Origin of the sequence: Pseudomonas fluorescens (assembly GCF_019212185.1) — a bacterium.
In the GTDB taxonomy this organism is placed as follows: domain Bacteria; phylum Pseudomonadota; class Gammaproteobacteria; order Pseudomonadales; family Pseudomonadaceae; genus Aquipseudomonas.
This window is the reverse complement of record NZ_CP078138.1, coordinates 6,199,814-6,218,999: the sequence shown is the minus strand read 5'-3', so window position 1 is coordinate 6,218,999 and position 19,186 is coordinate 6,199,814. Positions and strand designations below refer to the sequence as shown.

The following is a 19,186-nucleotide window of genomic DNA, read 5'->3' as shown; positions in this document are numbered from 1 at the left end:
TGACAAGCTGCACATTCTGCATAGGATGGGCGGCCTTCAAAAAGGGGTAGTCGGTGAAGGTTGTAGTCAAAGAGAAGCAGTTGCTCGACCTGGGTGGGTCGATGCTCAACGAGGATGGGCCTACAGTGGCAGACCAGGTGTCTGTGACTGCGGTGGGGCTGTTCGATTCAGAAGAGAGGTTAGTCCCGCTTGTAAGCGAGTACCTGACCTACGCAGTACGCAGTGCCAACCTAGCGGCCCTGTCCGCCGAGACGTACGGGCGTAACATTGGTTACCTTCTCGAGCACATGAAAGGCACGCCTACTTTCAAAAGCTCGTCCTATGACGAAATACTTCTTGCCGTAAGTAAGCACAACATTCAGCGCTACTATTCCCACTTGCGCGAAGTTGATAGTTTGACCTCAACTACTATCCGTAACAGGGATGCTTGTTATATGGCCCTGTTCAACGATTTCTTGTGTGTTGCAGGTAAACAACGATCTGCTGTGCGGGAGGACAATCCTTATGCCGGTGGATTTCTTTCGCCGCCTCCGAAGAAAGATTTGGTATATCCCTGTTCCATGCGGGAGCTCAAAGCGCTTATTGAGTATGCCAGTAGCGAGAGGGAGCGTTGCCTAATCCAAACTATCTTTGATGTGGGCTTGCGTCGAAGTGAAGTTGGTAGGGTCACCCTAGGGGCCGTGAATAAGGCTTTGGGGTTCGCTCAAGCTAACTTTGTTCCAGATGACGCACTTGATTGGGTGCATCCTGATTATTGCCCGCTGTATATTGATGGAAGCAAGGGGCGTGGTAAGGAGTTCAAACCGCGATACTCAATCGTGAGTCGAGCTGTGCTCGAGCGTATTAAGCGTTACCACGCTTCTCCTTTATTCAAGAAGCACGCTCGCCGTTACGAAAGTGCGGATGTAACTCCCTGCTTCTTCAATTCAGAGGGACGACCTTTCAATCCTGACGCTATTAGCAAACTGCTTGAGCGACTTTCTAAGCGTGCCGTTAAGAGCAAGCGACTTGAGCGTATGGTCTCGCCACATAAGCTTCGTCATGGCCATGCGTATGCGATTTTGACTAGCCCAGACTTTGGCGATAACTACCTCGACAAACTTCTAATGGCGCAGAAATCCCTCGGCCACGAAGACGCATCCACGACAGGGATTTATACCAGGTTGCCACAGGATATTTTTCATCTGGTTTGCCCGAACACGGGAGAAGTTTCGACCAAGGCAAAAAGCATGGCGGATCTTGCTGCGCAGACGACATTGAAGATCAGGTTGGGAGATAAGAAATGAATATTTCAGTACGTGCAGTTGAAAGTGGCAAGATCATCAGGTGGCTTAGAGAGCTGGAAGAAAATCCGCTCAATTACTACCAAGTCGAGCTCGCCGACGATTCCAGTGGGAAGTACGCTCCACTCATGCTGAGTGAGTCCTATATTGCTAGTAAGGATCTCGATCCATCAATCGAGATGTTCGAGCTTGCAGAGCAGAAACTCATCCTTAACATGCTCATTGATGGTGTTATTCACCAGGGAGAAACCGCTGCTGGCTGCAACTGGCGTTTGAAGTTGTTGGGCTGGTACAAGTCTCTTTCCCAAGAAGAAAAGCTCGAGTTGCCCATTTACGGCAACAAACTTAGTCTCACAAAGGCTGTTGAGCCGATTGTGGGGCTTGAGTCGATCAAGCATGGCTTCAGTCAGTATGAAGGCGTCCGTCTTGCGTACGATGAAATCAATCTGGATCTTCAATTCCTGGGCGTGGCCTCAACGGATTACATGACCGTTAAGGAACGAATTGAGTCCAAGGAAGAGTTTGTGCCGCAGGAGAGTGCTCTTGTGGATTTCAAACGCCTCAAAATGCTTGATTTCGCTACCTTGGACGACCTCGAGAAATCTTCTGAAGATAGGCCATTCAACGATCTGAAACATGCGTTTGCGACCGCTTCTCTGGGGACTACCAGCGACTCAGGAGCTAGCAATTACCATGAGGGGTTTAGATGGTTCACCAAGCTCCTTGTTGGGCGTGGCTTCAGGGGAATGGAGCCGCTGACTGAGTTTCTTGATCCATTTATCCTCCCTCTGTTTCGCTCGTACCTTGAGCGGCAGATTGTTGCGGGTGACCTTTCTCCAGTCTCCGCCAATACCTTGATTAGCGCCGCCCGGATCACCTTGACGACCATTAAAAACATCAAAGGTTACACGGGATCAGATTTCATCAACTGCCAAGGATTCGATGCTGACCGCGTCACTGATCAGTACCGTCCCTATTCGAGCGCCGAGCGTGTTCGTATTTCTGAGAGCGTTGAAGAGGATATCCTGCACTACAACACCCTTTCTCAGCCGTATCAGAAGAGCGGCATTGGTGAGGATCCTCTCTGCAAGGATGGGCGCTTGAAGCCAGGCCTCAACACCCTCGACAGTGCTCGTTGGATTTTTGAGAACAAGCTGAGCTGTTCTCATGCTGGCTACGATCAGAAGGATAGTGACGATCCTTATGTTTTAGGTTTTCTTCGACTCGTTAAGCGTTCTGGCGTCAGCCTGCGGGAGGTGGTGGAAGGTTGGGGTGCTCACTACCGAATCGATTCGACCGTTATTGCTCCGTATGCCATTAAGCTCGCCCAAGTCACCGGGTTGAACGCTGACTCAATCAAGCTTCTTGATGTGGATGATTATGAGCCTAGGCACCCGCTTACCGGTCGCCCCTGCCTGAGGTACTGGAAAGAGCGCTCCGAGGGTGGAAAGGTGATGCACCTTGATATTTTTGAGGCTGATATCACCTGGCTTACCACTGCTCAATCCAGGGCTGTTGCCAAAGTGTTTGAAGACGTTAAAGCACTGACAGCTTCGCTGCGCGAGTCTGCTCCCGAGGCCGTGCGCGACAAGCTATTCATCTGGCAGTCCAGTGCGCGGATCAGCTTTCTTGAGATCAAATCTTTTGCAACTGCGAAGGACGGGGCCTTGGGGGTAGTCTTCGCAGCATATTCTAAGCGTAAAGCCCTACTGGACAGCTCTGGTCAGCCGTTGAGCCTTTCGCCTTCCCGGCTGCGCCCTAGCTTCATCAGCGAACTGGTGGAGCGGGACGTACCCGTCCGCGAGATCCAGCTGATTTTGGGCCACAAACATATCGAGACTACCCTAGCCTACCTGGATCGTATGGACTTCAACCACATCGCACGCTCCAAACTGGATGTGGCGCTCAGGGAACTCCATGAGTCGGCAGCCGAGGCGTTTGATCAGGGCCCGAACAAGGATGCTGAGGCCAACCTGATCGACGTCGTGAATCTCGATGGGCCTCAGGTAGTTTTCAAAACGCCGCTGGCGAGCTGTCGTAATATTTTCAACCCGCCAGAGTTCATCAAAAAACTGAGTACCTATGTACCTGGTAGCCCATGTGCGCTGTACAACATGTGCCTAGGATGTGAGAACGTTTTGCTCACTGCGTCTAGTTTGCCGGAGCTGTTCGCGATGGAGCGGGACTACCTTAAGCTTATGGAGGTATCTCGGATCATGGACACACCCTATGGCCGCGTAGTGCGCGAAAACTTGGCTCTGTTGGATGGCATCCTCAACTCAAACTCTGATTTTACTCCTAAGGAATTGGCCGAAGGCCGTCGTCTTTCCGAGTTTGTAGATACAACTGTGCTGGTTGATGGGGTGGGGATGTGATGATGGAACAAACGAATTTCTCCACCCTGTTAACGTTTTCGAAGTTTCGCTTTAGCTTGTCTTTGCTACAGGGAGCGGCTATTGCTTCTGAAGAAGAGAGCGAGCAGCAGGAAGCCTTGGCTTTTCTGGCCTATCTCAATGCCTTGCAGGTATCTGAACTCTCTGAATTCCTGGACGGGGTCTGGGACTTCAATGCGGATTACCCAAATGCATCCCGTTATATTCGTGGATCCAAGCTTCGGATTGATTTTACGAAGTACCCCAACATTCCAGAGTTGGCGATCCTTGAGCTTAAAGCTGCGTTCATGATCATTCTCAAGGCGCTGAGTGGAGTTCCAGCGGAGGGTCAATCCGTCAGTGCAAACAAGAAACCGCCAAAGCCCAATTCGTTGATCACTGACTATGAGTGCGGGCTTCGGTTTTTGGATAAGGTTTATTCCGTCGCTGCTATTGAACTTGGAAAAGAGCACGTTGATCGTGAGCTGATCTCAATTCAATGTTTATCTGCGCATTTTTATGCAGCAGCTGCGGAGGATTTTGATTATGTATACGATGGGAACACTGAAAAGCTTTTCAAGCTACTAAAGTCAGGCTATCTGCAAGCGAACGTGTTCGGTGCAAACCTACCACTCGTGGACTTTACCAAGTTAAAGTGGAAAGTCCTTGGTGGTAAACATCGCCCTGCAAAGGATGCTGAAAAAAAGTCCCAAGTATTACCAAACACCGTCTTCGAAATTTCATCTCAAATGGCCTCGCTATCCATTGTCGACTTTTTGGATGCTATGGGTGAGAACGTAATTGATACTGCCAGCCTCAAACGCCGCAACGCAAAAGATTATTTTCCTGCGCAAATGAATGGGTTGAACCCGCTGAAATTTAACCTGTATGTCTATAATCGGCTGGTGAATAAGGGCTTCTCGAAGGAGGAAGCCTCTAGGTTATTGGACAGTGATGTCATGGGTTCAAGCAACCTGTTCTCGATGAATGCTAACTATGCGGTTAGGCAATATGCAAAAATCACCGGCTCGCCATTTAATGATGAATTCAGGTTGTATATGAATTTCGTCAACTATTCGTGCCTCTACATTATTGGCCAGTACACAGGGATGCGTCCGTCTGAATATGCAGAGCTGCTCGCTAGTTCTAGCCTTCGCCCTGATGGCCGCTACTGGGTGTTGGCAAGCAATGTGAGCAAGCACCAGGACAATCTTGTTGAGTTGTTTGATGATTTTTGGCTCGCCATCCCCATTGTTCGTGATGCTGTTCGGGTGTGTCAGTTAATCAGTAAATACAAGAACAACGACTATATCTTTTCGAATGTGGATACGGTCGCTTTTGGGGAGCAAGGGAAGCCATTTTCTGCCGGCGCAACCAAGCTCACACTGGAAAAATTTTTCGAGCGTATCTTGCCGCCGGAGACTTTTGAGGAGCTTGACTTCAACGCCTACATGATGCGCCATACCTTGGCTTATCAGCTTTATCGTGCCGACTTGGGTCTGCCGTTTATCTCTCACCAGCTTAAGCACTTCGGTGAGATCGTAGGTGTGGGGCATTCAGATCGCGGGTTTAGTAAGACCACCCTGCTCTATGGCGAGATTGCCGACCGAATATCCAAGGGTGGTGGTGCCCGGAAGACGAAAGGTAGGTCGCTTCGTCAGGATGCGGAAATTGAAAGCATTCAACAGCGCTTCGACCCTGACGGCAGCTACGCAGGCGTGAATGCTGAGGCCCATAGGGAAAGCCTCAGGAAGGTTTTCCGAGGTTACATGGCCTCTGGGCACACCAAGGACGATATTTTTGAGGCTATGCTCGACCAGCACATTGCGGTTATCAACGTGGGCTCTGGCTTCTGTTATGGTGGCGGCGCGGATGAGTTCGACAGTTCCCTACCTTGCATTGGCGGGCTTCGTTGTAACCCTAACCGTTGCCAGAATGCCATCGTCAGCAAGGCCAACGCGCCGGCTTGGCGAGACGTTTATTACCAGAACAAGGCGATGCTCGGCAATCCAGCGTATGCACACACACATGCGCAGAACAAAGCCGCGATGGAGGAAGCTTATGGCGTCCTTCAGTTGCTGGAAGAGGAGCTCTGAGATGTCTGATCCACGGGCATTCGATCAGAAGAATAAAGAAGATTTTGATCAGTACACAGAGTTGTTGGCCGAAGCGCTTCTTAATATCGCAGCGGACGACTCTATGAAGGCGACTGTTGCTGAGCTTAGCCGTATGACTGGTATGCATCGCAATACTATCCGCATGCGTGTTTGGCCTTTGGAGCGCCTTGAAATTATCAAGGAGAATCGTCGAATCGAATTTTTGCGCAAGAAGGTCTCAAACAAGAAGCCAGTTGATCCTCTTGTAGTGCTTACTGATAAGTTGGAAGCTGCTAGGGTCGAGGTTCTTCACTGGTTTACGGAGGCTAAAATAGCTGACGATGCTGCTCAGACTAATGAGCAGAAGTATCAAGATATGATTGGTTCAAGAGATACCTATAAAAGCCTTTTGGCTGATGCCAACAAGCGGCTCTTGGACTCTCAAAAAGAAATTGATAAACTCAAGCAAGTGATCAGTATCCTGGAAGCAGCCCAGGCGGAGAAAATTGCATGAAAAGCTATCTGGACTTACTGACTGATGTTCTTGAGAATGGTGCGGTCAAAGGTGACCGAACCGGCACCGGTACTATTAGTGTCTTTGGGAGGCAGTATCGACACGACCTGTCGAAAGGCTTTCCTTTGCTTACAACGAAGAAGTTGCACTTTAAAAGTATTGTTAATGAGCTTATTTGGTTTCTTGGCGGCGATACTAACGTTAAATGGCTCAATGAGAATGGCGTTAAGATTTGGAACGAGTGGGCCACCGAAGAAGGTGACCTTGGGCCTGTGTACGGTAAGCAGTGGACTGCCTGGCCAACCAAAGATGGCGGCACAATCAACCAGATTGACTACGTCGTTAACGCCCTGAAGACCAATCCAAATAGCCGGCGAATTCTGTTCCATGGCTGGAACGTGGAGTACCTGCCGGACGAGAAGGTAAGCCCTCAGGAAAATGCCCGCCAAGGCAAGATGGCGCTGCCGCCGTGCCACCTGCTTTATCAGTTCTATGTCGTGAATAACAAGCTGTCCTCGCACCTGTTTATTCGTTCGTCAGATAGCTTCTTGGGGCTCCCGTACAACACGGCATCCCTGGCATGCCTGACGCACATGCTCGCCCAGCAGTGTGATCTCGACGTTGGTGAGATCGTTATCTCGCTCAGTGACGTCCACATCTACGCGAATCACATGGAGCAGGTGAAGACTCAGATTGCTCGCGAGCCACGCCAGTTGCCTGAACTGAAGCTGCTTCGTAAGCCTGCATCCATCTACGACTACAAGTTCGAAGATTTTGAAGTGGTGGGCTACGATCCGCACCCGCATATCTCTGCACCTGTATCAGTCTGATCTTCAGCGACACCCAATGGGAGACCGGCCTCAGGGCCGGTTTTTTTACGTTCGCTCAACGAGAGATCTCCGATAACCAACGCCTGGCATTTTGTCGGATGCTCTTTGCCGGAGAGCGGCGTCCATTTTGGGTTCATCAGGATGGTTGGTTGGAATGCATGCTGCTGTGATGGCGTGTGAAGTACAATCGGAGGCTGCCGTATAATCGCAGCTACTGCAGTCACTTCCTCAGTGTAGGTAATGCCTTGAAGCTCCTCACAAGCCTTTGGAACCTCATCAGCCCCGACCGCCGCCCCGACTGGGAGAAAATGCGAGAGCGTGACTTCATCGCTACTGCGAACAAGCTGAAGACCCTTTCAGTGACCGACCGAGGTGGCATGTCCATCGATCCCGAAGAGATTCGCGAGCAGATAATCGCATCACGTGAGCAGCTCAAGCATTTGGTTCGCAAGCCAGTAGCCCCCAGCGCACCGTTGAAAGTAATCACTGACTCTGAGGTGGCACAGGAGTCGGATTCGCTTGTAGAGGCTCGACAGGGCGTCCTGGACTGTATTGAGGTGGTTGCCTGGCGTCGGTTACCCAGCGGTGCAGCTGTGCGTTACACGTGCCTGAAGTGCGTGAGCACAGGTCGATTCGCTGTCGCGGCAGCCGGCTTGTTCTCTGAGGGGACGGAGAGTCTTCCGCCTTGGGTCGACGGCAGTACAAACAGGCAGGTCGCTTGCGCCCTACAAAACAGTGAGCTCGACTGGTACGCGACTGTGGCTGAGGCGATGGATGCCTGGGACGCAGCGCTTTGATGTCCCTACAAAACAGAAAGGCTCGTCCGGTTCCGCTTGAGCAGTACGAAGATTACGGTGACATCCCTCCAGAGGGAGTGGATCTAGAAGAGGTGGAACTCATCTGGTGGACAGTCGCGCCTAGAATGAGCAAAAAGGAACTACGAAAACGGCTGAAAATGGTCGCTGATGGCTATCGCGATGCCGGTCGCTTCCGGTACGCCGCAGTTTCAGATGCTCAAGGGCGCGGTCGTTACCCTCGGGGCGTCATCAACGTTCTTAAGCAGGTGCTGAAGCCGCGTGGGTTGATGCCTCTGGACACGTCTGATGATGTCCTTTATGTCCAGGTTGAGATCTGGCATCTGTGCATCTCCAAAGCACTTGAGTGGTGCCCGCCGAATGCCCTTCCTAGAAAGCTTCGCGGTATGAAGGTTGAGGCTGATCTGGGGTTGTAAGCGGCGTAGTTCGGCTCACTGGCACCAAGGCCCCCAAGTTGGCGGGTTCTCAATGATATCGATTGAGGTACTGAGTTCGTATTGCATGTGCTCGAAGACTTTATCGAGACGAGGATGTGCTTTCGATTCTCGCAACGCGTTCACTAACTCCAGCAGCTCTCTTCCTTGGGCCAATGGCATCTGAATGTCGCAATACACAGTGTCATCGTCGTCTTCTACCATGCCTGTAGCCCCCTCAATCTGTTCCAGGTTTTTTTCTCACGGCTCTATGCTGCTCCAGGTGCCGCATCTCTGCTTCCCACCTAGCCAGGAATTTATCCCAGTCCGTGGCGTAAGGCCCTTCGACCACCCGTGTCGAACCGATGCTCGCCTGCTGGAAACGCTCCCTCCATGGCTGAGGAATGGTTATTTCCAAGACGATATCGATGCCGCAGTTGTGATGCTGCACCGGGACAGAGGCACGAACTTCATTGAGTTCGAGTGACTCACCCATTGTAGGCGTGCCGCTTCGCTGCTGGTCGTCGAGGTCATCAAGGATGGCTAAGGCGTCAGCTGCCTCGGGGTCACCTGGAAGGAATCTGGCAATCTCCCATAGCGCTCTCCGCCTAGTGCGCTCAAGCTTTCGGAGTTCATCGTGGGTCATTTCAGTCTCTTTCAGGTCGGTTGAGGCTGGGCTGCGGTAGTGGCGTGCCGCCGCTGGCGGAGGGCTGTCGTGAACCGAACCGTGGCAAGCCACGTTTCGGCCCTACGGGCTTTCATCCTCACGCCTTCAGCCGTGCCGGCTTGCGCGCTCCGCTCGCACCCACTACTGGCGCTGCAGATGGGGTGGAGGGCAAACCAACGCGTCCTTGAAGCACATACAAGTGGCACCTATGCGCCACATGCTGCATTATTTATGGAGTTTACTGAATCGCTCAATGACGACACTTGGCGCAGTAGCAGGCCACGCTTCGAGATTCCCAGTTTTACGTATGAAATTCACGGCGCAACTCAAGAAGAACAGGACAGGAAGCATCGCAACGAGCAAAGCCAAGTCGTGTATATGTCCGAATGCTTCGGGAATATTATCGGCTTTAGCGGCCATCGGCATGATGGCTACAGCCCAGGTGAGAATATAAGTAAGTGCATAAGCGAGGATTGCACCGAAGGCCATCATTCCCGGCACAGTGAAGCGGAGTTTTGTTACGGACTTGATACTGCCGCCAGCTGGCTTAATCGCGTAAATTATCCCTTTGTTCTTCACTTTATCCTTTGACTTTTTGAAGATGCCATAAAACTCCCAGTGCCGTCCTTTCTCAATCTCCTCGAAAAGGGAAATAGGGACGATTATGTTAGGAATTACGACGCCGTCAATCTTCATAATAACTTCAATATCGTCACTGTTTTGCTTGAAGACACGAATATCTTCAAGGTTCCCAGACATTTTTAGACAATCTACAAACATATTTTCTAAATCTCCTATTAGAAAAATTACTCCGTGCATTACTGCAGGCAACATGAATGCGCAGGGCACTCAGAGTCGCCTAAATCACATCGGGCTTTTGCTGTCGGTGCTGAAACACTCAGGAAACACAGCTCCGAGTCTTAGTTCATCCAACTCGCCTATCGCTTCCGCTCCTTAGTCTTCGATGTGAACAGAGGCGTCGTTCTGTCTCCGCGCCCACAAACACTAAAGCCCTCCTGTGCTCCACCCCCATCAGGCAAACCCGACCTAGCAGTGCCCGAGCAGAGACATGCAATTTGGCTGTGCGCCACGATAATATCAGTATGCTCTGTTTATCGGAATGCACATCGCATGGCTCTATCCTCGCTTTTGAGGATCCGACTCATGCATCTGAAAGAAGCGCTGGCAGGGGCATTGCGCGGAGCTCGAGCCCACCAGGGGCTGAACTACGACGAACTGGCAGGGGCAACCCATAGGACGTATGTCGGTATGCTGGAGCAGGCACGAGCGAATCCGACGTTGGAGAAGCTCGATGAAATCGCTGACCACCTCGGTCTCGATCTGCTGACCATGGTCACCCTAGCCATAGCGGCCCAAGGTGAGGAACTCCCTTCGGAGGTTTTGCAACGTACTGCCTTGCAAATCAGGGAATTCGAGATGTCCGGAGGGTGGCAGTTGGTAGAGGAGCAATTCAGTGATGGAAAGCTCATCAAGCGCTCCCAGGGAAAGCCTAAGCAGCCGCTTAATGCGGAATACATTCGAGCCTTGAAAGCGCAAGGTTTCGACAGGAAAACAATCGCTGAAAAGCTAGGCATTGCCAGAAGCACAGTCCAAAAATATTGGAATACATAAGTCTGCAGAACATCAGCAATCCTGCAATCTAATCAAATCGCGGTTTATGGCGCGCCCTATCGGGTCGGCTGTCGTAAACCATGCCATGGCTAACGCCAAGTCATGGCCCTTTGGGCTTCCATCCTCGCGCCTCCGGCCTTTCTGGCCTGCGCGCTCCGCTTGCTCTGGTTATTTCCATCGACGAATGAAACTCGGTATAGGCCTGCGCGCCCCGGTCGCGGGTAATAATGTCTACTAAAGTTGAAGGCGCAATAGATCTCTTGAGAATTAACACCAATCTGAAGGCATCTTTTATTGGGTTATGGCACAACGAATCTTTCTGATTTCTTCAGCACAATCGTTAAATGTCTATGGTGCTGACAGCAGGCTAGGATTGAGACCCCGCCCATAATCCACCGCCTGACCATTACAAAAGATGGCTCTATGGCCATGCCTCTGAACTGTCAGACTTGCTCCGAAAAAACTCGCGCAGGTGCTCGATAAAGAACGACACTTTAGCAGATAGATTGAGCCGCTCCAGGTACACCGCATAGATATCCGCAGACGGAGTTTCGTAATCACTCAGCACCTCCACCAAACGCCCAGAGCGCAAGTGTCCCGCGAGGTTCCACTCAGCGCGCATCAGAATGCCATGACTGTCAAGAGCCCACTTGAGTGCCACCTCACCATCATTGGTGCTAAGGCTTCCCCCGACCTTGACTGTTTCGGTCAACTTGCCACGGTTGAACCGCCAACTACCAAACGCCGCGTCATTCTGGCGCAACACAATGCATGAGTGCTGCGCCAAGTCTTTAGGCTTTTCCGGATAACCAAAGGCCTCCAAATAAGCCGGGGTAGCGCACAGTCGCCGCCGATTCGTTGCAATCTTGCGGGCAATCAATCGCGAGTCGGGAAGTTCACCAAAGCGAATGGCGACGTCAATAGCGTCATCCGGCAGGTTGATCGGGCGGTCGGTTAGGTGCAGCTGCACTTCGATATCGCGATAGCGCTTAGCGAATGACGAGATTGCAGGCCCAACATGGGTACGGCCAAAGCCCAAAGGCGCATTCACGCGCAGCAGGCCTTTCGGTTCGGCACGGCTGCTGGAAACCTGGCGTTCCATTTCGTTAATTTCGTCGAGGATCCGTTGAGCGCTCATCAAATAGAGTTCGCCCTCCGCTGTAAGGCTAATGCTACGAGTGGTGCGATTGAGCAATCGAACCCCGAGCCGGCTTTCCAGAAGGTTGAGCCGTTTGGAGACAGCTGGTGGTGTCAGGTTCATCTCGCGGGCAGCAGCTGCCAGGCTTCCGACCCTCATAAGCAGAGTGAAAAAAGCCAGCTCCGATATAGGACTCATAATTAACTCAAAGTAAACAATGTAGTTAATTTCAGTGTATTACACCTTTCTGAAAAAACCATTAATTTATAGGGGTGATTACCTATGACACACCTGCGCTCTCTACTGCCACGTAGCCGTTCCTAGCTATGGATAGAGCCCGCAGATGCCAATAAAAAATCCGACTCACAAAAATAAAGCGGAGATAAATGGCTATGCGATACCTTGGGAAGCTCTACGTCCAGGTTTTGATCGGCGTTACCGTCGGCATCCTGCTCGGTGTTTTTTGGCCCCAGATCGGCATCGACCTCAAACCCTTGGGCGACGCCTTCATCAAACTCATCAAGATGGTGTTCGCACCGATCATTTTTGCCACGGTGGTGCTCGGCATCGCCAAAATGGAGAACATGAAAGAGCTCGGTAGAGTCGGGGTACGGGCCCTTATCTACTTTGAAATTCTGTCCACCTTCGCGCTGGTGCTGGGCCTAATTGTGGTGAATCTCGTGAAGCCTGGCGAGGGAATGAACGTCGATCCTTCCACACTCGACATTGCGAGCATTTCTACCTACACCTCCGCTGCAAGCAACTCGGGCGGATTCACCGACTTCCTGATGAGTGTGATCCCGGCCAGCATTACTGACGCCTTCGCGAAGAACCAGATTCTGCCGATCCTGCTTTTCTCAACCCTCTTCGGCATCGCGCTGTCCCATCTTGGCCCACGCGGTAAACCCGTAGTCGATGTGCTTGAAGCCTTTTCCCACGGCATGTTCCACATCGTCGGCATGATCATGCGAGTCGCTCCGTTGGCTGCATGTGGCGCGATGGCCTTCACTGTCGGCAAGTACGGTCTAGGCTCCATCGTTTCGCTCGGTAAACTGATGGCGACCATGTACATCACCTGCTTCCTGTTCGTGGTGATCATTCTCGGTTTCATCTCGCGCTTGTCGGGCTTTAGTCTCTGGAAGTTTCTCAAGTACATAAAGGAAGAACTGTTCACCGTACTGGGCACCAGTTCCTCGGAGTCGGTGGTACCGCAGTTGATGACCAAGCTTGAGAGAGTTGGTGTATCCAAGCCGGTAGTAGGCCTGGTTATCCCGTCCGGCTTGACCTTCAACCCTGATGGTCAGTGCATCTACTACACCATGGCGGCCATTTTCATTGCTCAGGCTACAAACACCCCATTGACTTTAATGGATCAGTTGATCGTTCTGGGCGTCCTGTTACTGACCTCCAAGGGCTCGGCGGGCGTGACAGGCTCGGGTTTCATCACGTTGGCTGCCACTCTGGCAACGATGGACAACATTCCGGTAGCCGGCATGGTGCTCCTGCTGGGCGTCGACCGCTTCATGTCCGAAGCACGGGCCATCACCAACACCATCGGTAACGCAGTCGGCACCATGGCAATCGCCAAGTGGGTTGGTGCTCTCGATAAGAAAAGAGTGGACTTCGTATTAGACGGCGGGATCGTGCCTGAGCAAAACCAGGTACAGGAAGCATCGCCGCTCAATATGTCTAGTCCGGTCAAATCAGCCTTGTGATGCAGTTAGGAGAGTAATCGTGGATAAAGAAGCAGCTGTTGAATCACTAACCGACGTGATGGCGAAGTTCACCGCGTACATCGGCAAGCGCTTGCCAAAGGACGTGAAGGAGAAGACTGCGAAGTTGCGGGCAGCGGAAACTAATCCGTTGGCCATTGCTGTCTACGACTCGATGGCTGACAACCAGGAGTACGCCGACAAGCTGAATCGTCCCAGCTGCCAGGACACTGGTGTGATTCAGTATTTCATCTCTGCTGGAGCCCAGTTCCCACTACTGAGTGACCTGGAGGGCATCCTGGAGAATGCGACAAAGGAGGCGACTATTAAGGGCCCCCTGCGTCATAACGCCGTGGAGACCTTTATCGAGAAAAACACCGGTACCAATACTGGTTCGAAGATTCCATGGTTGGACTGGCAAATCATTCCTGACGCCGACCACGCGATCATTGATGTGTACATGGCTGGCGGCGGTTGCACCTTGCCAGGCTCGGCCAAGGTTCTGATGCCCGGCCAAGGCTATGAAGGCGTGACCGAGTTCGTCTTCGATGTGATCACCTCGCGGGGTATCAATGCTTGCCCACCACTGTTGGTCGGCGTGGGCGTGTCCACCTCGGTGGAAACCGCCGCGCGTCTATCTAAGCTGGCGATCCTGCGTCCAGTGGACTCCAGCCATCCGAACGAAAGCGCTGCGATGATGGAGAAGCTGCTGGAGGATGGCCTCAATGAAATCGGTATTGGCCCGCAGGGTTTGACCGGCAACAGTAGCGTAATGGGGGTAAACATCGAGTCTTCGGCGCGCCACCCTTCGACCATCGGTGTGGCCGTATCCACTGGTTGCTGGGCCCACCGTCGCGGCAAGATCCGAATCAACGCCGACTTGTCCTACGACATCCTCTCCCATGAAGGAGTAGTTCTGTGAAGAAGATACTGAATACGCCAATCAAGGACGAGGATCTGGCTGACCTGAACGTTGGCGATGTGGTTTACCTGACCGGCCAGTTGGTGACCTGCCGTGACGTCGCGCACCGCCGCTTGATCGAGCTCAAGCGCGAGTTGCCGGTAGATCTGCGTGGTGGGGCGATCTTCCACGCGGGGCCAATTGTTCGCAAAAAAGACGATGGCAGTTTCGAGATGGTCTCCATCGGCCCGACCACCAGCATGCGGATGGAAAAGTTCGAGAAAGAGTTTATTGAGCAAACCGGCGTAAAGTTGATCGTTGGTAAGGGCGGGATGGGGCCGGAAACGACCACAGGCTGCCTGGAGAACAAAGCGGTGCATGCTGTTTTCCCCGGCGGCTGCGCGGTACTGGCGGCGACTCAGGTCGAGGAAATTGTTCGAGCGGAATGGCAAGACCTTGGTATGCCGGAGACTCTATGGGTGAACCGAGTACGCGAATTCGGCCCGCTGATCATCTCCATCGATACCAAGGGCAACAATTTGTTCGAGCAAAACAAACTGCGCTTCAACGAACGTAAAGGCGCGGTGATCGAGAAGATCAACAGTCAGGTGCGCTTCATTAAGTGAACCAGTTGCCCGGCCATAGCGATCACGCTTTGGCCTGGCACTCGCCCGACAGTTTGCACCGCCGTCGCAACGACGAGCGCATTGCCCTCCAGGTAGTTGCACGGCGTACCTCAATGTAAACTACAGAGATTGCCATGCATAAAACCAGTCCTCACGAACTGCGCAAAATTTTCCGAGCCCTCCTTGCCGGCCAGAAGTCACTCACAACCGCCTCCGTCTTCGATCCTCTGTCAGCCCGTATAGCTGCCGATCTCGGCTTTGAGGTCGGTATCCTTGGCGGTTCGGTTGCCTCGCTGCATGTGCTTGGTGCCCCCGATATCGCGCTGATCACGTTGAGCGAATTTGTTGAGCAGGCAAGGCGTATCGGTCGGGTCGCCCAGCTGCCAGTGATTGCCGATGCCGATCACGGGTACGGCAACGCCCTTAACGTCATGCGTACCGTAACGGAGCTGGAGCGCGTCGGCATTGCTGCATTGACCTTGGAAGATACTCTCCTGCCAGCTCCATTCGGAGGCCCAGCCTTTTCTCTTATTAGCATAGAGGAAGGCATCGGCAAACTGCGAGCCGCTCAGCGAGCTCGTCAAGATGCTGAATTGGCCCTGATCGCTCGTACCCACGCCAGCGCGCAACCGCTCACCGAAGTCATCAAGCGTATTGGGGCCTATCAAGATGCGGGGGCTGATGGAATTTGTTTGGTTGGCGTGCGGGACTTCGAGCATCTCGAAGCGATTGCCGAGGGTCTGCGGATACCGCTGATGCTGGTTACCTACGGCAATGCCGCATTGCGCGACCAGCAACGCCTCAGCCAACTTGGCGTGCGCATTGTGGTGAACGGGCATGCTGCTTGTTTTGCTGCGATCAAAGCAACCTACGATAGCTTACGGGCACAGCGTGAGATTGCCGACAAGGACAATCTGACTCCCTCGGAGTTGTCCCACCGATACACCTCTCCGAATGAATACATCACTTGGGCAGAAGAATTCATGAGCGTGACGGGATAACCATTCATTCCGTTTGCGTGAGGCTCTTTACGATTGGGAAGTGGGAGGAATGCCTGGCCTGTCGTGTTCAACTCTCTTCCTCTCTACTACAGCAAGCCTGCGATACCCTGTACTGATGCTCATAGAATGGATTACCCGGCCCTAAATGAAGGGCAGTCGTGCTTGCTCGTAACTACTCAGCACTGATGCAAACGAGTCTTTTGGATTACGGGTTTCCAGTAGCTGTGCCAATATTGACGCGTCTTCCATTCCAGTCAAAAGACCTCGACCTGTCATAGGCCAGATAACATGGGCAGCGTCACCGAGAATCGCCAGGTTGCCTCGGACAAGTTGCTCTGGTTTGTACTCGGCGATGGGTGCACCACTTAATGTCTCGGGTGAGCTGATAGCTGCCGTGACTTTTGAAGTGACCTCGCTCTCTTCAAAGCCTACGAGTTCTCGCTTCGGCTACGGCCAATTCCCGCGTATGTGTGCGCCTGAGACCTATCACGCTCTCGAAAAGAGGTCGGCGTGTTTGTGTTACGGGTGTTGTGAGATAGACACCCTCTAGGAAGTGAAGGTTTCCTTTCTCCACGCTGGGCCGCTGACCATGTGCGGACTTTTTAGTTATTGAAAGACTCGGCCTTCCAGCAGCGATGTGTCGGACGTAAATGATCAGATTCAGTGAGCAATGCAGCAGGTCTACTGCTTAGTGACAACGAATCGTACCCGGACGTATCGAAAAGCAACCGCACAACGAAATTCAGTAGCAGGTGAGCAGGCTTTCTCAACCATCAATGTGCCAAAGGCGCCCAACAGTGCTTTTGGGCAACTCTAACTGCCGGCAGATCTCAGCCTGGGAAAGGCCTGCTGCCTTGAGTTCGCGTACCGCTTTGAGCCTTCCTGCGGCAGCGATTCTCTGTGGTGTAGTGATCTTTTGGGGTTCGGCAGGTAGCGCTGCGTCAAGAACTCCCAACTGCATGAGTTCTATTAAGGTGTCATTCAATACTGAGCGTGCGGTCTTGCCTTCATCGGCAGCTGCCACCAGAGTGAGGAGCGACAGGGGAGTTAAGCCTAGCGCCTGAGCCAGGTCAGCACTGAGATCAATTGTTGCTGACGTCGTAGCTGCCTCCAAACGGCTGATGTGAGCTTGATCAGCCTGATGTCGGAGGTCTGCTTGCGATAAGCCACGTCGAACCCTCAGCCACTGTAGCGTTGCCGCATACGCCTTACGCAAGGACATCCAGCCCACCTCTCCAAAAAAGAGACGGTATGCCGCGTTTGATGGATCCCACACAAATGCATATAATCATTTGCATGGGATTTAAGGCGTGTTGCCCTGCCATTTTGTGGATGCGCAACGCCTGGTTTTTTGTTGTCGTCGTGAGGGCTAACAATTTATGGCTAATTCTCCTGAGCACGAGCTGCTGCAGGAAGGCTGGATTTCGTCAGCTGGTACGTCGCTATCCCAAGGCGAGATAGAGGCATTAGTGGCAGAGCGCTTTCCCCGCAAGGCGTACTGCACAGTCGAAGATTGGCTCATCTTCCACGTGGACGAACCTGCTGAGTCGCTTGCCCGAGTTCGTGCAATAGGCCTTGAGCCGATGTTCATGTACTCGCATTGCGTCATCTACGACGGGCACGGACGGTTCCCACCTGGAGGGTGGGTGCGCTCGACCCTATGCAAATCATTCGATGGCGTTTGCCTGTTCGAGACGCGAAACACGATCTATGTGCTGGTGGGTCAGGGACGCGAGATGAAGGCCTCGCTGAAGACAATATTCGGCTTATGTTAATTGCAGGTGCGCTGAGCGGGCCTGCTTCAAACGAGATACATGATGTTCAGGATTAGCATGCAAGACCAGGCTGGCCCGGTGGGAATGTTTGGGGACGGTCTCGCTCATTTTCACGCCGTGTCACGATCTCTCGCAACGCATTGGTATCACGTCAGTCTCAAGCGCCGGCACGATGAAAGATTCATGGCTTATGAGGAGATGGTCAGCGATGAGCCTCGCCTCGTGGAGCTACTGATCTCCCAAGACGAAAGCATGGTCATTAAGGAAGTCCAGGTCGTCACCCCAGCCTGGATGAACAAAGGTTCGAGCTGGAAAATGGAAAAGCTGACCTCCTTGTCCATGGGGTTCAATCAGGTGGAAGTACCGATCTGCGTTCTGCAGGTCGAGAGTGGTGATGTGTACGTCAATACTCACCAGCGTGACCTCGATATTGACTCCCTCGTTGGGTTGAAGGAGCTGTATCGCCGCAGTGTTGCAACCACCCAAGAACCTTCCGTATTTGGGACTGTGTAACCATGTCAGAGATCAACACCGTCGCGGTCGATTTGCACGTGAAGCGCTACTCAGACTTTGACCTTCTTCGCATTGCTAGGGCTGTGAACCAAGACTACGAAGGCCTGATCACCGCTTATCTCGTGAACGTACATATCCACTCGTGCAGTGCAGTCGGCGTCGTCTTTGGTCACCTTTGCCCTGGGCCACATCAGCGACTTGCGGATGGCCGTCTGATCCGGACGTCGGATATTCAATCTGTGAAGAAGGAAGGTAGGTTCTGGGTACTCACCACTGTCAACTCCAAGTACGTCATTGCGACGTTCAGGCGTGATGTTGGACGGCGTAGCCTGCGAGAGTTCATGCGTATTGCGGGCGACAGATATATGCCAACGCCTGATCGCCTCCAGTAGCATCTTGATCCTTGTTTTGGGCTTGCCCCGCCTTCGGGGAAGGGTGTCGTGAACCAAGCCCTGGACGAGCCGGATTTTGGCCCTGGCGGGCTTTCACCCTCAGGCCTCTCGCCCATCTAAAGCTGGCGCGCTCGGCTTGCGATCTTCATTGCTAAGCTCATGCGGCGGCTTTCAACCACTGATGAGTCCGGACACTATGGATCAGCACACCGAGTCCCTGCCTGAGATCGACATTGAGGAGTTTCGAGAGCGCTACTCGCATATGTAGACCCAGCAGTTGACGAGATTTATTGCGATCATGGGTGGAGGAACCTCCTAATTGCTCTCTGCGATATTCTTCAGGTCTACCTGAGGCGACATCCAGAGGTCACCCCTTTAACCGTCGCGCAGATCAAATCCAAATTTGGAGAGCTGCATTTTTTCTATGACGGGGGCGATGCCTACTGCAGGTGCGCAGTAGACGTAGCGATCAAACTTTCGACGAAAACCTGCTCATACTGCGGAGC

Annotated in this window: 21 protein-coding genes; 15 read left to right on the top strand and 6 right to left on the bottom strand. The window is 52.6% G+C overall.

Annotated elements, in window-relative coordinates; all coding sequences use genetic code 11:
- Window positions 1–53 precede the first annotated feature (53 nt).
- The 7 genes from KW062_RS28145 to KW062_RS28115 all read left to right on the top strand — a co-directional run bounded on the left by KW062_RS28145 (window position 54) and on the right by KW062_RS28115 (window position 8,326).
- On the top strand, window positions 54–1,286 hold the full coding sequence (locus KW062_RS28145) for a tyrosine-type recombinase/integrase (protein ID WP_256350862.1): 1,233 nt from the start codon (window positions 54–56) through the stop codon (window positions 1,284–1,286).
- Complete coding sequence (locus KW062_RS28140) at window positions 1,283–3,658, top strand: tyrosine-type recombinase/integrase (protein WP_105753627.1); 2,376 nt, start codon at window positions 1,283–1,285, stop codon at window positions 3,656–3,658. Before KW062_RS28145 ends, KW062_RS28140 begins: the two co-directional genes overlap by 4 nt.
- Window positions 3,658–5,751, top strand: a complete 2,094-nt coding sequence (locus KW062_RS28135) for a tyrosine-type recombinase/integrase (protein ID WP_105753628.1) — start codon at window positions 3,658–3,660, stop codon at window positions 5,749–5,751. Before KW062_RS28140 ends, KW062_RS28135 begins: the two co-directional genes overlap by 1 nt.
- A gap of 1 nt (window position 5,752) precedes the next feature.
- Window positions 5,753–6,265, top strand: a complete 513-nt coding sequence (locus tag KW062_RS28130; protein ID WP_105753629.1) for a hypothetical protein — start codon at window positions 5,753–5,755, stop codon at window positions 6,263–6,265.
- Window positions 6,262–7,095: a thymidylate synthase gene (locus KW062_RS28125; protein WP_105753630.1), complete on the top strand. Its 834-nt coding sequence runs from the start codon at window positions 6,262–6,264 to the stop codon at window positions 7,093–7,095. Before KW062_RS28130 ends, KW062_RS28125 begins: the two co-directional genes overlap by 4 nt.
- 308 nt (window positions 7,096–7,403) lie before the next feature.
- Window positions 7,404–7,892 (top strand): hypothetical protein, encoded by a 489-nt coding sequence (locus KW062_RS28120; protein ID WP_371321462.1) that lies wholly within the window; start codon window positions 7,404–7,406, stop codon window positions 7,890–7,892.
- Window positions 7,892–8,326, top strand: coding sequence for a hypothetical protein (locus tag KW062_RS28115; protein WP_105753631.1), 435 nt, complete (start codon window positions 7,892–7,894; stop codon window positions 8,324–8,326). Before KW062_RS28120 ends, KW062_RS28115 begins: the two co-directional genes overlap by 1 nt.
- A gap of 15 nt (window positions 8,327–8,341) precedes the next feature.
- On the opposite strand, the gene KW062_RS29100 is transcribed toward KW062_RS28115, so the two are convergent.
- The 3 genes from KW062_RS29100 to KW062_RS28105 form a co-directional block, all read right to left on the bottom strand.
- Window positions 8,342–8,548 carry a hypothetical protein gene (locus KW062_RS29100; protein ID WP_105753632.1) on the bottom strand — a complete coding sequence of 69 codons (207 nt, stop codon included), beginning with the start codon at window positions 8,546–8,548 and terminating at the stop codon, window positions 8,342–8,344.
- A 13-nt stretch (window positions 8,549–8,561) separates the two neighbouring features.
- Window positions 8,562–8,969, bottom strand: a complete 408-nt coding sequence (locus tag KW062_RS28110; RefSeq protein ID WP_105753633.1) for a hypothetical protein — start codon at window positions 8,967–8,969, stop codon at window positions 8,562–8,564.
- 246 nt (window positions 8,970–9,215) lie between these two features.
- A complete protein-coding gene (locus KW062_RS28105; protein WP_146118199.1) occupies window positions 9,216–9,824 on the bottom strand; it encodes a hypothetical protein in 609 nt (202 codons plus the stop codon).
- Between the two features lie 330 nt (window positions 9,825–10,154).
- Here KW062_RS28105 and KW062_RS28100 point away from each other — a divergent pair, with 330 nt between their 5' ends.
- Window positions 10,155–10,622, top strand: a complete 468-nt coding sequence (locus tag KW062_RS28100) for a helix-turn-helix domain-containing protein (RefSeq protein ID WP_046815808.1) — start codon at window positions 10,155–10,157, stop codon at window positions 10,620–10,622.
- Window positions 10,623–11,043: 421 nt separating this feature from the next.
- On the opposite strand, the gene KW062_RS28095 is transcribed toward KW062_RS28100, so the two are convergent.
- Entirely contained in the window at window positions 11,044–11,958 is a 915-nt protein-coding gene (locus KW062_RS28095; protein WP_046815807.1) for a LysR family transcriptional regulator, read from the bottom strand.
- A 188-nt stretch (window positions 11,959–12,146) separates the two neighbouring features.
- Here KW062_RS28095 and KW062_RS28090 point away from each other — a divergent pair, with 188 nt between their 5' ends.
- From KW062_RS28090 to KW062_RS28075, 4 genes are all read left to right on the top strand, one after another.
- The gene (locus KW062_RS28090; RefSeq protein WP_046815806.1) at window positions 12,147–13,475 is read left to right on the top strand and encodes a dicarboxylate/amino acid:cation symporter; all 1,329 of its coding nucleotides are present in this window, start codon (window positions 12,147–12,149) and stop codon (window positions 13,473–13,475) included.
- Between the two features lie 19 nt (window positions 13,476–13,494).
- A complete protein-coding gene (gene ttdA, locus KW062_RS28085) occupies window positions 13,495–14,394 on the top strand; it encodes a L(+)-tartrate dehydratase subunit alpha (RefSeq protein ID WP_080956980.1) in 900 nt (299 codons plus the stop codon).
- The gene (ttdB, locus tag KW062_RS28080) at window positions 14,391–14,999 is read left to right on the top strand and encodes a L(+)-tartrate dehydratase subunit beta (protein ID WP_046815804.1); all 609 of its coding nucleotides are present in this window, start codon (window positions 14,391–14,393) and stop codon (window positions 14,997–14,999) included. The genes ttdA and ttdB overlap by 4 nt, the downstream gene beginning before the upstream one ends.
- Before the next feature lie 134 nt (window positions 15,000–15,133).
- Window positions 15,134–16,000, top strand: coding sequence for an isocitrate lyase/PEP mutase family protein (locus tag KW062_RS28075; RefSeq protein ID WP_105753634.1), 867 nt, complete (start codon window positions 15,134–15,136; stop codon window positions 15,998–16,000).
- Between the two features lie 141 nt (window positions 16,001–16,141).
- Here KW062_RS28075 and KW062_RS28070 read toward each other — a convergent pair whose 3' ends face one another.
- Window positions 16,142–16,387 carry an FAD-dependent oxidoreductase gene (locus KW062_RS28070; RefSeq protein WP_256351158.1) on the bottom strand — a complete coding sequence of 82 codons (246 nt, stop codon included), beginning with the start codon at window positions 16,385–16,387 and terminating at the stop codon, window positions 16,142–16,144.
- 379 nt (window positions 16,388–16,766) lie between these two features.
- Window positions 16,767–17,222, bottom strand: coding sequence for a helix-turn-helix domain-containing protein (locus tag KW062_RS28065; protein ID WP_105753635.1), 456 nt, complete (start codon window positions 17,220–17,222; stop codon window positions 16,767–16,769).
- 157 nt (window positions 17,223–17,379) lie between these two features.
- On the opposite strand from KW062_RS28065, the gene KW062_RS28060 reads away from it, so the two are divergent.
- The 3 genes from KW062_RS28060 to KW062_RS29095 are packed head-to-tail and all read left to right on the top strand — an operon-like array spanning window position 17,380 to window position 18,680.
- Window positions 17,380–17,775 carry a DUF6957 family protein gene (locus KW062_RS28060; protein WP_105753636.1) on the top strand — a complete coding sequence of 132 codons (396 nt, stop codon included), beginning with the start codon at window positions 17,380–17,382 and terminating at the stop codon, window positions 17,773–17,775.
- 42 nt (window positions 17,776–17,817) lie between these two features.
- Window positions 17,818–18,288 carry a hypothetical protein gene (locus KW062_RS28055; protein WP_105753637.1) on the top strand — a complete coding sequence of 157 codons (471 nt, stop codon included), beginning with the start codon at window positions 17,818–17,820 and terminating at the stop codon, window positions 18,286–18,288.
- Between the two features lie 2 nt (window positions 18,289–18,290).
- Entirely contained in the window at window positions 18,291–18,680 is a 390-nt protein-coding gene (locus tag KW062_RS29095) for a hypothetical protein (RefSeq protein ID WP_105753638.1), read from the top strand.
- Window positions 18,681–19,186: the final 506 nt, after the last annotated feature.

Bases quoted from the DNA above. Each gene is read 5' to 3' on its own strand.
- KW062_RS28140 (WP_105753627.1), top strand. From the start codon at position 1,283: ATGAATATTTCAGTACGTGCAGTTGAAAGTGGCAAGATCATCAGGTGG.
- KW062_RS28135 (WP_105753628.1), top strand. From the start codon at position 3,658: ATGATGGAACAAACGAATTTCTCCACCCTGTTAACGTTTTCGAAGTTT.
- KW062_RS28130 (WP_105753629.1), top strand. From the start codon at position 5,753: ATGTCTGATCCACGGGCATTCGATCAGAAGAATAAAGAAGATTTTGAT.
- KW062_RS28125 (WP_105753630.1), top strand. From the start codon at position 6,262: ATGAAAAGCTATCTGGACTTACTGACTGATGTTCTTGAGAATGGTGCG.
- KW062_RS28120 (WP_371321462.1), top strand. From the start codon at position 7,404: ATGCGAGAGCGTGACTTCATCGCTACTGCGAACAAGCTGAAGACCCTT.
- KW062_RS28115 (WP_105753631.1), top strand. From the start codon at position 7,892: ATGTCCCTACAAAACAGAAAGGCTCGTCCGGTTCCGCTTGAGCAGTAC.
- KW062_RS29100 (WP_105753632.1), bottom strand. From the start codon at position 8,548: ATGGTAGAAGACGACGATGACACTGTGTATTGCGACATTCAGATGCCA.
- KW062_RS28110 (WP_105753633.1), bottom strand. From the start codon at position 8,969: ATGACCCACGATGAACTCCGAAAGCTTGAGCGCACTAGGCGGAGAGCG.
- KW062_RS28105 (WP_146118199.1), bottom strand. From the start codon at position 9,824: ATGTTGCCTGCAGTAATGCACGGAGTAATTTTTCTAATAGGAGATTTA.
- KW062_RS28100 (WP_046815808.1), top strand. From the start codon at position 10,155: ATGCATCTGAAAGAAGCGCTGGCAGGGGCATTGCGCGGAGCTCGAGCC.
- KW062_RS28095 (WP_046815807.1), bottom strand. From the start codon at position 11,958: ATGAGTCCTATATCGGAGCTGGCTTTTTTCACTCTGCTTATGAGGGTC.
- KW062_RS28090 (WP_046815806.1), top strand. From the start codon at position 12,147: ATGGCTATGCGATACCTTGGGAAGCTCTACGTCCAGGTTTTGATCGGC.
- KW062_RS28075 (WP_105753634.1), top strand. From the start codon at position 15,134: ATGCATAAAACCAGTCCTCACGAACTGCGCAAAATTTTCCGAGCCCTC.
- KW062_RS28065 (WP_105753635.1), bottom strand. From the start codon at position 17,222: ATGTCCTTGCGTAAGGCGTATGCGGCAACGCTACAGTGGCTGAGGGTT.
- KW062_RS28060 (WP_105753636.1), top strand. From the start codon at position 17,380: ATGGCTAATTCTCCTGAGCACGAGCTGCTGCAGGAAGGCTGGATTTCG.
- KW062_RS28055 (WP_105753637.1), top strand. From the start codon at position 17,818: ATGTTCAGGATTAGCATGCAAGACCAGGCTGGCCCGGTGGGAATGTTT.
- KW062_RS29095 (WP_105753638.1), top strand. From the start codon at position 18,291: ATGTCAGAGATCAACACCGTCGCGGTCGATTTGCACGTGAAGCGCTAC.